The following is a 12,749-nucleotide window of genomic DNA, read 5'->3' as shown; positions in this document are numbered from 1 at the left end:
ACACAATGATCAAACTCGGTATCGTAATGGATCCTATCTCATCCATTAACATCAAAAAAGACTCTAGCTTTGCCATGATGCTTGAAGCACAAAAACGTGGCTGGGAAATCCATTACATGGAAATGGCTGACCTACACCTAGATCAAGGTAAAGCAGTTGCAGATACCAAAGTCGTTGAATTAAAAGAAGACCCTACTGGATGGTACGAATTTAAATCAGAGCAAACCATCAACCTTGCTGATCTTGACGCGGTATTAATGCGTAAAGATCCTCCGTTTGATACTGAATACATCTACGCGACCTACATTCTTGAACGCGCAGAAATTCAAGGTGCTTTAATTGTAAATAAACCACAAAGCTTACGTGATTGTAACGAGAAACTATTTACGGCTTGGTTCCCTGAACTAACACCAACAACCTTAGTGACTCGTAAAGCGGAAAAAATTAAAGCATTCCGTGAAGAGCATGGCGATATTATCCTTAAACCACTTGATGGTATGGGTGGCGCATCAATCTTTCGTGTTAAAGCTGGCGATCCAAACGTATCTGTGATCATTGAGACACTGACTAATCACGAACAAAATTACTGTATGGCACAAACGTTTGTTCCAGATATTAGCAATGGTGATAAACGCATTCTTGTTGTTGATGGTGAACCAATGCCTTACTGCTTAGCTCGTATTCCAGCTAAAGGCGAAACTCGTGGTAACTTGGCTGCTGGCGGTACTGGTGAAGCGCGTCCATTAAGTGAGACTGACTGGGCAATTGCTAATGCGGTAGCTCCAACATTGAAAGAAAAAGGTCTAATCTTTGTAGGTCTGGATGTTATTGGTGACAAGCTCACAGAAATTAACGTAACAAGCCCTACATGTATTAAAGAGATTGAAGCCGCATTTGATGTTTCAATTACGGGTAAATTAATGGATGCAATCGAGCGTCGCATTAACGCTTAATTGAGCCAGCTATAATAAAGGGAGCCTATTGTTCCCTTTATTAAACTGAATTTTTTAGGAGGCTTTGTGGATTTAAAAAACCATTTTTTGGTAGCAATGCCAAGTATGAAAGACCCATTTTTTCACCGAAGTGTCATCTACATTTGTGAGCATGATTCAGAGGGGACTATGGGCCTACGTATTAATGAAACTGTTCCTATTTCATTAGAAGGTATGCTTGACCAAATAAAACTAGATAAGCCATCACCGGTTATTTTTCCACAGACCTTAACCCAACCAGTACTCAATGGTGGGCCAGTTTCTGATGACCGAGGCTTTGTCTTACATTCAGTGAAAGACAGTTATATATCAAGTATCCGAGTCACTAACGAACTTTCAGTCACAACATCAAAAGACATTCTAGCCACGCTTGGCACTGAATCTCAGCCACGTAAATACCTAGTGGCACTTGGGTATTCAGGGTGGGATGCTGGACAGCTTGAAGAAGAGCTTTCTGAAAACAGTTGGTTGGTGTTAGAAGCTGATCATTCTGTTATTTTTGATACCCCAATTCCTGATCGCTGGCGAAGAGCGATTGAAATTTTAGGCATTAACCCTGCCAATCTATCTAGCGAGGTTGGACACGCATGAGTTCACGTACCATCATGGCATTTGATTTTGGCACCAAGAGCATTGGTTCTGCCATTGGCCAAGAGATCACAGGTACTGCAAGTCCATTAAAAGCATTTAAAGCTCAAGATGGTACCCCTAACTGGGATGATATTGAAAAACAGATTAAAGAATGGCAACCCGATTTAATCGTTGTTGGCCTACCAACCGATCTTCATGGTAAAGAGCTAGAAACCATCACACCAAAAGCAAAGAAATTTGCTAATCGTCTACATGGCCGTTTTGGTAATCAAGTTGAGCTACACGACGAGCGCTTATCAACGGCTGAAGCTCGTGCGGATTTATTTGAGTTTGGTGGCTATAAAGCGTTATCGAAAGGTAATATTGATTGTCAGTCAGCAGTGGTTATTTTAGAAAGCTGGTTTGAGAGTCAATGGGGCTAAGAACTAGAAACTAGGGACTAGAACGCTTCGCTCCTATAAGATCAAAAGCAGATATTAAGAGCAGTAATCATTTACGTATTACTGCTCTTATAGTTTCTAGAGCGTAGCATTCTAGTTAGCAAAGCGTATCGCTTTTAGTCTAACGATATCGACACTTTATCAAACTTCGACGAGCTAAATGAATCACCACGCTTCGTCTTCAACATCAACCTCAAATCATTGGCTGAATCCGCACTGTGTAATGCTTCATCTTCTGAGATCTTATCTGCGATAACTAAATCAAACAAACACTGATCAAACGTCTGCATGCCTGATTCTCGTGATTTAGCCATGGTTGCTTTTAGCTCATGCAAATCACCACGACGGATCAAATCTGAAATTCGAGGAGTATTTAATAGCACCTCATAGACACCATGACGTCCATTACCATTAATATCTGGTACAAGCTGCTGAGCAATAATACCTTTTAAGTTCATTGATAAATCGAACAAAAACTGCTCTTTACGATCTTTAGGTACCAAGTGAATAATTCGCTCTAATGCTTGGTTGGCATTGTTCGCATGCAGAGTCGCCATACATAAATGACCGGTTTCCGCAAACGTCATGGCGTATTCCATTGTATCTCGACTTCGAATTTCACCAATCAAAATCATATCTGGTGCTTGGCGTAACGAATTCTTCAATGCGACTTCATAACTTTCAGTATCGAGCCCAACTTCACGTTGAGTCACAATGCATTTATTATGCGGATGAACAAACTCAATTGGATCTTCCACCGTTAGAATATGACCACTGCGATTATCATTACGGTATCCAGTCATTGCCGCCATTGAGGTAGATTTACCCGAGCCAGTAGCCCCAACTACAAGAACTAAACCACGCTTAGAGGTTGCAAGATCCTTCATTACATCAGGTAAATTCAACGAATCCATTGACGGTATTTTAGTTTCAATGCGACGGATCACCGCGCCCGGCTGCTCACGTTGCCAAAATGCACTCACACGAAAACGACCGCTCTCTTTCACTATCGCAAAATTGGCCTCTAGCTTTTGATGAAATTCTGTTTGACGCTCATCATCCATCATTTCAGCTAATAACGCCGTGATAGAATCAAACGTTTGTTTTTCGCCTACTGGCTGCAGTTCACCGTGAACGCGTAATAGGCACGGCGCATCTACAGTTAAGTAAATATCTGACGCTTTTTGTGTAACCATTTGATCCAGAAGTTGATCTAACTCCATAATTAAAATCCAACACTACTGATATCAACTTTCTTTGCGACTTCATCAGGATCAACCAAACCTTGAGCAATGATTTTCTTGGCGTTTTGTTCCATGGTCTGCATACCAAAAGAAGAACCCGTCTGAATTATCGAATACATCTGTGCGACTTTATCTTCACGGATCAAGTTACGAATCGCAGGCGTCGCAATCATCACTTCATGGCACGCAACACGGCCACCACCAGTTCTTTTTAATAATGTTTGAGCGACAACGGCTTTAAGTGATTCAGAAAGCATTGAACGAACCATAGACTTTTCACTACCAGGGAACACATCAATAATACGGTCAATGGTTTTTGCAGCAGAGCTCGTGTGCAAAGTACCAAATACCAAGTGACCCGTTTCAGCGGCGGTTAATGCCAAACTAATCGTTTCTTGATCTCGAAGCTCCCCTACTAAAATGACATCAGGATCTTCACGTAACGCTGAACGTAACGCCGCTTTAAAACTGTGCGTATCACGATGAACTTCACGTTGGTTAATTAAGCACTTTTTATTTTTATGAACAAATTCAATCGGATCTTCAATCGTCAATACATGCTTATTGTGATTCTCATTGATGTAATCAACCATTGCTGCAAGCGTTGTTGATTTACCTGAACCTGTTGGGCCTGTAATTAATACTAGGCCTTTTTGATAATTGGCAATATTAGTAAAAATCTCAGGAGCCACAAGTTGTTCTAATGATGGGATCTCAACTGGAATGGTTCGAAACACAGCCGCACACCCACGAGACTGGTTAAACGCATTAACACGAAAACGGCCAACATTCGGTAGCTCAAATGAGAAGTCGACTTCAAGCTTCTCTTCAAATTCACTGCGCTGAGCATCATTCATAATGTCAGTCACTAAACGATGAACCTCTGCGTGTGTAAAATCAGGTAATGTCAGTTTACGAACATCCCCATCAACACGTACCATAGGAGGAACTCCTGCAGATAGGTGTAGATCTGACGCGTTTTGTTTTACACTAAAGTCCAGTAGTTCTGTGATATCCATAATTTTCCTCGGTAATCGTTTCTATGACTAGTATTAAGCAAAATATCAATCAAATCACCCTTCAGATAGAGAATAGCGTTCAAAAGTGTGGTCGACGCCCAGATTCAGTGCAATTACTGGCTGTAAGCAAAACAAAACCTATCGAATTACTCGAACAGGCAATGGATGTAGGTCAACGCGCATTTGGTGAAAACTACGTTCAGGAAGGAGTTGAAAAGGTTCAATACTTCCAAAGCAATCATGCTGATATCGCATTAGAGTGGCACTTTATTGGTCCAATTCAATCAAATAAAACCCGCCCTATCGCCGAGCATTTTGACTGGGTTCACTCTGTTGACCGCCTGAAAATAGCACAACGCCTTAATGAGCAACGTCCAGATAACCTTGGTGAACTAAATGTTCTTATTCAGGTCAATATCAGCTCAGAAGAGAGTAAATCAGGAACTACTTCTGAAGAAGTTATGGAACTGGCTGCTGCTATCAATGAGATGCCAAACCTAACATTACGCGGATTGATGTCGATCCCTGCGAATGTCTCTAATTACGATGAACAACTGGCTGCATTTACACAACTTACTTCCATTCAAAATCAATTACGCGCACAATATCCTCAAGTGGATACCCTATCAATGGGAATGAGCGGTGATATGGATGCTGCAATTGAAGCTGGCTCAACAATGGTTCGAATTGGCACTGCTATTTTTGGTACTAGAGACTAAATTTTTAGCGCCAGGCATTATAAAAATAAAAAATAACCTCAACTAGAATGATACCAATCTCGATACAACGATAGGTATAAAGTAAGGAAGACGAATGGAACATCGCAATATTGCTTTTATTGGTGCGGGCAACATGACCCGCTCTATTATCGCCGGTTTAATTAGCAGTGGTTATCCAAAAGGAAAAATTACAGCAACAAATCCAAGTACAGAGAAACTTGAGCATTTGAAAACCTGTTATGGCATCAATACCAGCACAGACAATCTTACTGCAACTCAAAATGCAGATGTTGTTGTTCTTGCGGTAAAACCACAAATGATGGCCAGCGCTGCAGAGCCTCTGCAAACTGTCGATTTCTCGGATAAGTTGGTAATTTCAATTGCCGCAGGTATTTCAGCACAGCGTTTAAACGAAATGTTTGTCACAACATTAAACCTAGTTCGAGTCATGCCAAATACTCCTGCATTAGTGGGCAAGGGCATGAGTGGTCTGTTTGCAGTAGAACATATCTCAGAACAAGACAAAATCTATGCTGGTAACTTACTTTCAGCAGTCGGTGAAATCTGTTGGGTTGAGAAAGAATCAGGCATTAACTCTGTTATTGCAGCAGCAGGAAGCGCTCCAGCGTATTTCTTCTTATTTATGGAAGCGATGCAAACAGAAGCAATTAAACAAGGTTTTGATGAAGAAACAGCTCGCCTATTAGTACAACAAGCGGCTCTTGGTGCTGCTGAAATGGTGGTAGCAAACCCTGAAACAGAACTATCAACACTGCGTGAGCAAGTCACTTCAAAAGGTGGCACTACCGCAGAAGCACTACGCACGTTTAATGAACACAACCTGCAAGATATTGTCGCTAAAGCAATGCAAGCCGCAGTCTCTCGTGCAGAAGAGATGGAATCGTTATTTTAAGATAACCTTCTCTACTCAATTACTCTATTTACAAAACCAATGATTTTTAAGGTTAATAAACTATGAATGCAATGAGCTTTTTAATCTCGACCGTTTTTGATTTATACATCATGGTCGTGATTCTACGAATTTGGTTACAAGTTGCCCGCGCTGACTTCTATAATCCATTTTCACAATTTATCGTAAAAGCGACACAACCAATCGTCTCTCCTTTACGTCGTGTTATCCCATCAATTGGTAGCTTAGACTTAGCCACTGTATTATTTGCTTATGTACTGTGTGTTGTGAAGTTCGTTGCTCTACAATTAGTTGTATCAGGCGGTGTTGCTTTTGGCCCTGAGTTTTTATTCATTGGTTTGATTGCCCTTGCTAAGGCCGCTGGTGGTTTGCTGTTCTGGATCTTATTAGTACGCGCTATCTTAAGCTGGGTGAGCCAAGGCCGCAGCCCAATTGAATACGTTATGCACCAATTAACAGAACCAATGTTAGCGCCTATTCGTAAAATTCTTCCTCAAATGGGCGGACTCGACTTAAGCGTATTAGTGCTGTTTATCGTACTTCAATTTGCTAACTTCTTAATGGGCGATTTAATTGGTCCTATTTGGTACAGCTTGTAATCTAGCTATGCCAGTTAAATACGATAATGATGATTTGATCTTACGACTGTATTTGCAACCTAAAGCCAGTCGAGATCAAATTGTAGGAATACATGGTGAAGAGCTCAAAATAGCGATTACCGCCCCTCCAGTTGATGGAAAAGCGAACGCACATTTAATTAAGTACTTCTCCAAACTGTTTAAAGTCGCTAAAGGAAAAATTACGGTAGAAAAAGGAGAACTGAATCGTCACAAGCAAGTTCGAATTCATTCACCAGACATTATTCCAGAAGCAATTAAGCAGCTGTTACCATCAAAATAATACTAGTGCCGAGTTAACCCTCGGCTTTTTTATATGAAAATCTTTTTATATGAGGATCGTTATGAAAAAAATAATCTTACTTTTGTCCCTATTTCTTTTTAGCTTACCCACTTTTGCAGGACAATTTGTACAAATTAAAAATGTAGAGGTTCATTACTCTGCGTTTAACTCAACCTTTCTTACCCCAAAAGTAGCTCGTGCTTATCAATTAAAACGCTCAGGTTACAATGCCTTAATTAATATTAGCGTCTTAGATATATCACAAGCTGGTAAGCCTGCTATCCCTGCAAAGATTACAGGCAGCGCTAAGAATTTACTCGGCCAAACAAAAACGTTAACCTTCCGTGAAATTAAAGAGCAAAATGCAATTTACTACATTGCAGAGCTGCCAATTACTAACGAAGAGACATTTCGCTTTAATATCGATGTATCTGCCGATACCAAAGGCGCTGGTAAATTAAAATTCAATCAAAAATTTTACGTAGAAGAGTAAGAGAATCATTATGAGCAAAATCGTATTAGCAACAGGCAACCAAGGTAAGGTTCGTGAAATGGCAGATGTTCTGTCTGACTTTGGGTTTGATGTGGTTGCACAAAGTGAATTCAACGTCTCTGACGTAGCAGAAACAGGTACAACCTTCATTGAGAATGCCATTATTAAAGCGCGTCATGCGGCTAAAGAAACAGGATTACCTGCGATTGCTGATGATTCAGGCCTAGAGGTCGACGCATTAAATGGGGCTCCTGGTGTGTATTCAGCTCGTTATTCAGGTGAAGGCGCTACCGACCAAAAGAACATTGATAAGATGCTGGCGGCAATGGAAGGTATCCCAGCAGAAAAACGTACTGCACGCTTTCATTGTGTTTTAGTTCTAATGAAGCATGAGAACGATCCTACGCCATTAATTTGCCACGGTTCATGGGAAGGCCACATTACCACTGAACAGCAAGGTGAGAATGGCTTTGGTTATGATCCAATCTTTTGGGTAAGTGAAGATAACTGTTCTTCTGCAGAGCTTGAACCTGCTCGTAAAAAGCAGCTTTCTCACCGTGGACAGGCGCTTAAGAAACTGTTTTCAGCATTAAAAGAAGGTCAATAATTGATGCTAGTTCCACCACCACTTAGCTTATACATTCATATTCCATGGTGTATTCAAAAATGCCCATATTGCGATTTCAATTCTCATGCTTTGAAAACGACAATCCCTGAAGCACAATACATTTCAGCGTTAATTGACGATCTTGATACCGATCTTGCACGTTATGATATGCAAAACGAATCCCGTAAGCTGCACTCTATTTTTATTGGTGGTGGTACACCAAGCTTAATTACTGCTCCTGAAATTAAACGCTTACTGATCGAAGTTGAAAAACGCTTACCCTTTGCTGATGACATTGAAATCACGATGGAGGCTAACCCTGGAACCGTAGAAGCAGGTCGATTCATTGAATACCGTGAAGCGGGTGTTAACCGTATCTCTATTGGCGTACAAAGCTTCCAGCAAGAGAAATTGGAAAAGCTGGGACGTATTCACGGTAAAGATGAAGCGATTCGCGCAGCTCGCCTTGCTCATGAAGCCGGATTAAACAGTTTTAATCTTGATTTAATGCATGGCCTACCGAACCAAAGTATTGATGATGCGTTATCCGATTTAAAACAAGCGATAGCGCTTAGCCCTCCACATTTATCGTGGTATCAGCTGACTATTGAACCAAATACGGTGTTTTACTATAAGCCACCAACCTTGCCAGATGACGATGATTTATGGGATATTTTTGAACAAGGCCACCAAATTCTTGCTGACGCCGGTTATGTTCAATATGAGATTTCAGGCTACAGTAAAGTCGGTTATCAATGCCGACATAATTTGAATTATTGGCGCTTTGGGGATTATTTAGGCATTGGTTGTGGAGCTCATGGCAAACTGAGTTTTGCTGATGGTCGTATTGTTCGAACCACTAAAATCAAGCACCCACGCGGCTTTTTAGATTTAATGAAACCTTACTTAATTGACGAACAAGAGGTTGCGGATCACGATAGACCTTTTGAGTTTTTTATGAACCGTTTTCGTCTGTTAGAAGCGTGCCCTAAGCAAGATTTCATTGATAAGACCGGATTAGGTTTTGAGTCGATTCAAGAGACGATTGATTGGGCGAAAGAAAAAAAATATCTAAATGAAACCGAAACGCATTGGCAGATCACTGAGCACGGCAAGTTGTTTTTGAATGATTTGCTGGAAGCGTTTGTGAGTGATGAGGACTAAGAGCAGGGTTCAGATCGCTTCGCTTAAAGGTTTCAGTAAGAGCAAAGAATCGAAACTCTAAATTAAACAACCAGCAACCCCTCCTAGCCTCCCCTTATATCAATACTGACTACCAAGTAACAGCGGTGAACAAGGGGAGGAACAGTATTGTGATCGTTGATATACCAGCATCAAAGAAAATTCTCCCCCTTTATCGACCAACCATTGAGATCGATGATATTAATAGAAGGGGGAGTTAGAGGGGGTTGTTAGTGATAAAATCGAACATTTCACGACTCTGCTTTTCCTGAAACCTGCTCTTATCTTAAAATATCGAACGACCAATACGTTCTGAAAGCAATTCTAATGCTTGCGTTCCTGCTAGAGAATTACCTGATGGGTCTAATTCTGGAGACCATACTGCAATCGTCATCTCACCCGGCACAATGGCAATAATCCCACCACCGACACCTGATTTCCCTGGCATACCAACACGATAAGCAAACTCTCCGGCGCCATCATATAAGCCACAAGTTGCCATTAATGCATTAATTTGTTTACTCTGCATTGGCGTTACGATGAACTCATTTGTCTCAGGTTGAATGCCTTTATTGGCTAAATAACCAAACGTTCTTGCTAAATCAACACAGCTCATGTTCAACGCACAAGCATGAAAATAGTTCTTTAATACTGGCATAACTTCATTGTCAAAGTTACCGAATGAACGCATTAAATAGGCAATCGAGGCATTTCGATCACTATGGTCCATTTCCGAATTAGCCACGACACGATCATAGATAATATGATCATTACCCGAGAGCTTTCGCACAAATTCTAATAATCTATGCTTAGGAGCAGAAAAACGACTAAACAACATATCGGCAACAACAATTGCACCCGCATTAATGAACGGATTACGAGGAACCCCCTGCTCCATTTCAAGCTGGATAAGAGAATTAAATGCTTGCCCTGAAGGTTCTTTTCCTACTCGTTGCCATAATTCTTCTGGCTGATATAGCTCCATAGCAAGGGTCAAACTCAGTGCTTTGGAGATCGATTGAATTGAAAAACGCTCATTTGCATCACCAGAGGTAATCATCTCACCATCGTTGGTGTACACGGCAATACCTAATTTATCACTTGGTACACAAGCAAGCGCGGGAATATAGTCGGCAACTTTTCCTTGTCCAATAAGAGGACGCACTTCATTCAAAATATCATCTAATATCTGTTTTGTTGGCTTCATTATTTCTATTCCCTTTTGAGCGCAAGGACAAAAAAGCCAACACAGAGGTTGGCTTTAGTATTTATTTAGATTGGCATCAGAGCCATGCAGCGCTTATCGTGCGCTGTCATCCCGTTTAAAATAAACGACTTATGCGTTACGACGGAATTTAATATCCCATACGCCATGGCCTAAACGATGACCACGCGCTTCAAATTTTGTTAATGGTCGCTCATCTGGACGAGGAATGTAATCACCATCAGTTGCGATATTCTCGTAACCCGGAGCGACGTTCATTACTTCGATCATATGTTCTGCGTAATTTTCCCAGTCAGTTGCCATGTGGAAAATACCATCAGAATTTAGCTTAGGACGGATCATCTCAGCAAACTCTGCTTTAACGATACGACGCTTATGATGACGCGCTTTATGCCATGGGTCAGGGAAGAAAAGTTGTAATGTATGTACAGATGAATCAGGGATCATTGATTCAAATACTTCAACCGCATCATGACACATTACACGTAAGTTCGTTACGCCTGCTTCTTTTGCTGCTGCAAGACATGCGCCAACACCTGGACGGTGAACTTCAATGCCAAGGAAATTAAGCTCTGGTGCTTTTTGCGCCATCTCAACCAAAGATGCACCCATACCAAAACCGATTTCTAAAACGACAGGGTTGTTATTACCAAACACCTCGTTCCAGTCAAGCATTTGCTCAACAAAATCGATGCCCATGGTAGACCAGCACTCAGTAATAGCGCCTTCTTGGCCTTTCGTTAAACGTCCTTCGCGGCGTACAAAGCTACGAATTTTACGAACGATTTTACCTTCTTCGGTAAAGTCGTTTTTAGTCACTTCAGTCATGATTGGATAACCTGGTTATTCTCTGAACAAGGATTGTGGATCCGGCATTATCCAAAGTTTAGCCCAGTGTTCAAGTATTATCTTTGCTTTTCTCTATAAACAAGCTTAATTAAGGCAATTCTTTACCTGAACTAATAACCCTATTTTCTATCGGGTGTACAAAACCATCACAGTATGATGTGATCCATTCTTAATTATAAAAATGTAATCGAGCATGTCATGACTTCTTTCTCTCACGCCATTTTAGAGTGGTACGACAATTACGGCCGTAAGACGTTACCTTGGCAATTAGAAAAAACGCCTTATAAAGTATGGTTATCTGAAATAATGCTTCAACAAACCCAAGTAACTACCGTTATCCCTTATTTCGAACGTTTCATGGCTCGCTTTCCAACCGTTGTTGATTTAGCAAACGCAGAGCAAGATGAAGTGCTGCATTTATGGACCGGACTTGGTTACTACGCTCGAGCTCGAAATTTACATAAAACAGCACAGATCATCGCTGAGCAATATAATGGTAAATTCCCTGAAACGATTGAAGAAGTCATCGCTCTTCCGGGAATAGGCCGATCTACTGCGGGTGCTGTGCTGTCACTTTCTCTCAAGCAACGTCACCCTATTTTAGATGGCAATGTAAAACGTACCCTTTCTCGTTGCTTTGCCATTGAGGGATGGTCTGGTAAGAAATCGGTCGAAAATTCCATGTGGGAAATAGCAGAAGAACATACACCAGAGTTAGGCGTTGAACGCTACAATCAAGCCATGATGGATATGGGGGCGATGGTCTGTACTCGTTCTAAGCCTAAGTGTGAGATTTGCCCAGTGAATGAGCTTTGCCAAGCCAAAGCGCAAGATCGCCAATTAGACTTCCCAACTAAAAAACCCAAAAAAGACAAGCCAACTAAAGAAGCATGGTTTGCTATCTACTATCACGATGGTGATGTATTACTAGAGCAACGACCTCAAACGGGAATTTGGGGTGGCTTATACTGTTTTCCTGAACAACCAGAAAACACCTTAAATGATTTATCCGACCACTATGGTATGGATGTGAAATCAAGCCAGCAATTAATTGCTTTTCGTCATACCTTTAGCCATTACCACTTAGATATCACTCCTGTACTTATCACTCTGAGTAAGAAACCTGATATGGTGATGGAAGGAACGCGTGGAGTTTGGTATAACTTATCTCAACCAATGACGGTAGGATTAGCAGCTCCAGTTCAAAAACTGTTAGATGCCTTACCGTTCGAAATTTCTAATGGAGAATAACCATGAGTCGCACTGTATTTTGCGTTCTTTTAAATAAAGAAGCCGATGGCCTAGATTTTCAACTTTACCCAGGTGAACTAGGTAAGCGTATTTTTGACAACATCTCCAAAGAAGCATGGGGCCAATGGCAACATAAGCAAACTATGCTTATTAATGAAAAGAAACTGAACATGATGGATCCAGAGCACCGCAAGCTACTGGAAACAGAAATGGAAGGTTTCCTATTTGATGGCAAAGAAGTCATCATTGATGGTTATACACCACCAAGCGAATAAGTTATTGTAAATAAAGCAGTCTAATGGCTGC

Annotated in this window: 16 protein-coding genes; 12 read left to right on the top strand and 4 right to left on the bottom strand. The window is 41.1% G+C overall.

Annotation, left to right across the window (positions count from 1 at the left end):
* The first annotated feature begins 5 nt into the window (after positions 1 to 5).
* The 3 genes from gshB to ruvX all read left to right on the top strand — a co-directional run bounded on the left by gshB (position 6) and on the right by ruvX (position 2,005).
* Positions 6 to 953, top strand: coding sequence for a glutathione synthase (gshB, locus tag AC2INI_RS02130; RefSeq protein WP_486305249.1), 948 nt, complete (start codon positions 6 to 8; stop codon positions 951 to 953).
* 66 nt (positions 954 to 1,019) lie between these two features.
* Positions 1,020 to 1,583 (top strand): YqgE/AlgH family protein, encoded by a 564-nt coding sequence (locus tag AC2INI_RS02125; protein WP_486305248.1) that lies wholly within the window; start codon positions 1,020 to 1,022, stop codon positions 1,581 to 1,583.
* Positions 1,580 to 2,005: a Holliday junction resolvase RuvX gene (ruvX, locus tag AC2INI_RS02120; RefSeq protein WP_045102885.1), complete on the top strand. Its 426-nt coding sequence runs from the start codon at positions 1,580 to 1,582 to the stop codon at positions 2,003 to 2,005. Before AC2INI_RS02125 ends, ruvX begins: the two co-directional genes overlap by 4 nt.
* Before the next feature lie 134 nt (positions 2,006 to 2,139).
* On the opposite strand, the gene AC2INI_RS02115 is transcribed toward ruvX, so the two are convergent.
* Complete coding sequence (locus tag AC2INI_RS02115) at positions 2,140 to 3,246, bottom strand: PilT/PilU family type 4a pilus ATPase (protein WP_122036616.1); 1,107 nt, start codon at positions 3,244 to 3,246, stop codon at positions 2,140 to 2,142.
* A 2-nt stretch (positions 3,247 to 3,248) separates the two neighbouring features.
* Positions 3,249 to 4,286 carry a type IV pilus twitching motility protein PilT gene (locus AC2INI_RS02110; RefSeq protein ID WP_122036615.1) on the bottom strand — a complete coding sequence of 346 codons (1,038 nt, stop codon included), beginning with the start codon at positions 4,284 to 4,286 and terminating at the stop codon, positions 3,249 to 3,251.
* Between the two features lie 23 nt (positions 4,287 to 4,309).
* Here AC2INI_RS02110 and AC2INI_RS02105 point away from each other — a divergent pair, with 23 nt between their 5' ends.
* The 7 genes from AC2INI_RS02105 (at position 4,310) to hemW (ending at position 9,100) form a co-directional block, all read left to right on the top strand.
* A complete protein-coding gene (locus AC2INI_RS02105; RefSeq protein ID WP_486305247.1) occupies positions 4,310 to 5,005 on the top strand; it encodes a YggS family pyridoxal phosphate-dependent enzyme in 696 nt (231 codons plus the stop codon).
* Positions 5,006 to 5,099: 94 nt separating this feature from the next.
* Positions 5,100 to 5,918, top strand: a complete 819-nt coding sequence (gene proC, locus AC2INI_RS02100; RefSeq protein WP_486305246.1) for a pyrroline-5-carboxylate reductase — start codon at positions 5,100 to 5,102, stop codon at positions 5,916 to 5,918.
* Between the two features lie 62 nt (positions 5,919 to 5,980).
* A complete protein-coding gene (locus AC2INI_RS02095) occupies positions 5,981 to 6,535 on the top strand; it encodes a YggT family protein (RefSeq protein WP_122036612.1) in 555 nt (184 codons plus the stop codon).
* A 7-nt stretch (positions 6,536 to 6,542) separates the two neighbouring features.
* On the top strand, positions 6,543 to 6,836 hold the full coding sequence (gene yggU, locus AC2INI_RS02090) for a DUF167 family protein YggU (RefSeq protein WP_045103359.1): 294 nt from the start codon (positions 6,543 to 6,545) through the stop codon (positions 6,834 to 6,836).
* 61 nt (positions 6,837 to 6,897) lie between these two features.
* Complete coding sequence (locus tag AC2INI_RS02085; RefSeq protein WP_486305245.1) at positions 6,898 to 7,329, top strand: DUF4426 domain-containing protein; 432 nt, start codon at positions 6,898 to 6,900, stop codon at positions 7,327 to 7,329.
* A 10-nt stretch (positions 7,330 to 7,339) separates the two neighbouring features.
* Complete coding sequence (locus AC2INI_RS02080) at positions 7,340 to 7,936, top strand: XTP/dITP diphosphatase (protein WP_122036610.1); 597 nt, start codon at positions 7,340 to 7,342, stop codon at positions 7,934 to 7,936.
* A 3-nt stretch (positions 7,937 to 7,939) separates the two neighbouring features.
* Entirely contained in the window at positions 7,940 to 9,100 is a 1,161-nt protein-coding gene (gene hemW / locus AC2INI_RS02075) for a radical SAM family heme chaperone HemW (protein WP_045102892.1), read from the top strand.
* A gap of 304 nt (positions 9,101 to 9,404) precedes the next feature.
* Here hemW and glsB read toward each other — a convergent pair whose 3' ends face one another.
* Positions 9,405 to 10,325: a glutaminase B gene (gene glsB, locus AC2INI_RS02070; RefSeq protein ID WP_122036608.1), complete on the bottom strand. Its 921-nt coding sequence runs from the start codon at positions 10,323 to 10,325 to the stop codon at positions 9,405 to 9,407.
* Positions 10,326 to 10,454: 129 nt separating this feature from the next.
* A complete protein-coding gene (trmB, locus tag AC2INI_RS02065; protein WP_122036607.1) occupies positions 10,455 to 11,171 on the bottom strand; it encodes a tRNA (guanosine(46)-N7)-methyltransferase TrmB in 717 nt (238 codons plus the stop codon).
* A 219-nt stretch (positions 11,172 to 11,390) separates the two neighbouring features.
* Here trmB and mutY point away from each other — a divergent pair, with 219 nt between their 5' ends.
* Together mutY and AC2INI_RS02055 are read left to right on the top strand one after the other, a co-directional pair.
* The gene (mutY, locus tag AC2INI_RS02060) at positions 11,391 to 12,443 is read left to right on the top strand and encodes an A/G-specific adenine glycosylase (protein ID WP_122036606.1); all 1,053 of its coding nucleotides are present in this window, start codon (positions 11,391 to 11,393) and stop codon (positions 12,441 to 12,443) included.
* A 2-nt stretch (positions 12,444 to 12,445) separates the two neighbouring features.
* Positions 12,446 to 12,718: an oxidative damage protection protein gene (locus AC2INI_RS02055; RefSeq protein WP_060992501.1), complete on the top strand. Its 273-nt coding sequence runs from the start codon at positions 12,446 to 12,448 to the stop codon at positions 12,716 to 12,718.
* Positions 12,719 to 12,749 lie beyond the last annotated feature (31 nt).

The organism is Aliivibrio friggae (genome assembly GCF_057368515.1).
The sequence above is the reverse complement of the archived record's forward strand: the minus strand, read 5'-3'. Positions and strand labels throughout refer to the sequence as shown.

What these genes read in the sequence shown, in the direction of transcription:
- gshB (WP_486305249.1), top strand. Translation starts at nt 6, where the DNA reads ATGATCAAACTCGGTATCGTAATGGATCCTATCTCATCCATTAACATC.
- ruvX (WP_045102885.1), top strand. Translation starts at nt 1,580, where the DNA reads ATGAGTTCACGTACCATCATGGCATTTGATTTTGGCACCAAGAGCATT.
- AC2INI_RS02115 (WP_122036616.1), bottom strand. Translation starts at nt 3,246, where the DNA reads ATGGAGTTAGATCAACTTCTGGATCAAATGGTTACACAAAAAGCGTCA.
- AC2INI_RS02110 (WP_122036615.1), bottom strand. Translation starts at nt 4,286, where the DNA reads ATGGATATCACAGAACTACTGGACTTTAGTGTAAAACAAAACGCGTCA.
- AC2INI_RS02105 (WP_486305247.1), top strand. Translation starts at nt 4,310, where the DNA reads ATGACTAGTATTAAGCAAAATATCAATCAAATCACCCTTCAGATAGAG.
- proC (WP_486305246.1), top strand. Translation starts at nt 5,100, where the DNA reads ATGGAACATCGCAATATTGCTTTTATTGGTGCGGGCAACATGACCCGC.
- AC2INI_RS02095 (WP_122036612.1), top strand. Translation starts at nt 5,981, where the DNA reads ATGAATGCAATGAGCTTTTTAATCTCGACCGTTTTTGATTTATACATC.
- yggU (WP_045103359.1), top strand. Translation starts at nt 6,543, where the DNA reads ATGCCAGTTAAATACGATAATGATGATTTGATCTTACGACTGTATTTG.
- AC2INI_RS02085 (WP_486305245.1), top strand. Translation starts at nt 6,898, where the DNA reads ATGAAAAAAATAATCTTACTTTTGTCCCTATTTCTTTTTAGCTTACCC.
- AC2INI_RS02080 (WP_122036610.1), top strand. Translation starts at nt 7,340, where the DNA reads ATGAGCAAAATCGTATTAGCAACAGGCAACCAAGGTAAGGTTCGTGAA.
- hemW (WP_045102892.1), top strand. Translation starts at nt 7,940, where the DNA reads ATGCTAGTTCCACCACCACTTAGCTTATACATTCATATTCCATGGTGT.
- glsB (WP_122036608.1), bottom strand. Translation starts at nt 10,325, where the DNA reads ATGAAGCCAACAAAACAGATATTAGATGATATTTTGAATGAAGTGCGT.
- trmB (WP_122036607.1), bottom strand. Translation starts at nt 11,171, where the DNA reads ATGACTGAAGTGACTAAAAACGACTTTACCGAAGAAGGTAAAATCGTT.
- mutY (WP_122036606.1), top strand. Translation starts at nt 11,391, where the DNA reads ATGACTTCTTTCTCTCACGCCATTTTAGAGTGGTACGACAATTACGGC.
- AC2INI_RS02055 (WP_060992501.1), top strand. Translation starts at nt 12,446, where the DNA reads ATGAGTCGCACTGTATTTTGCGTTCTTTTAAATAAAGAAGCCGATGGC.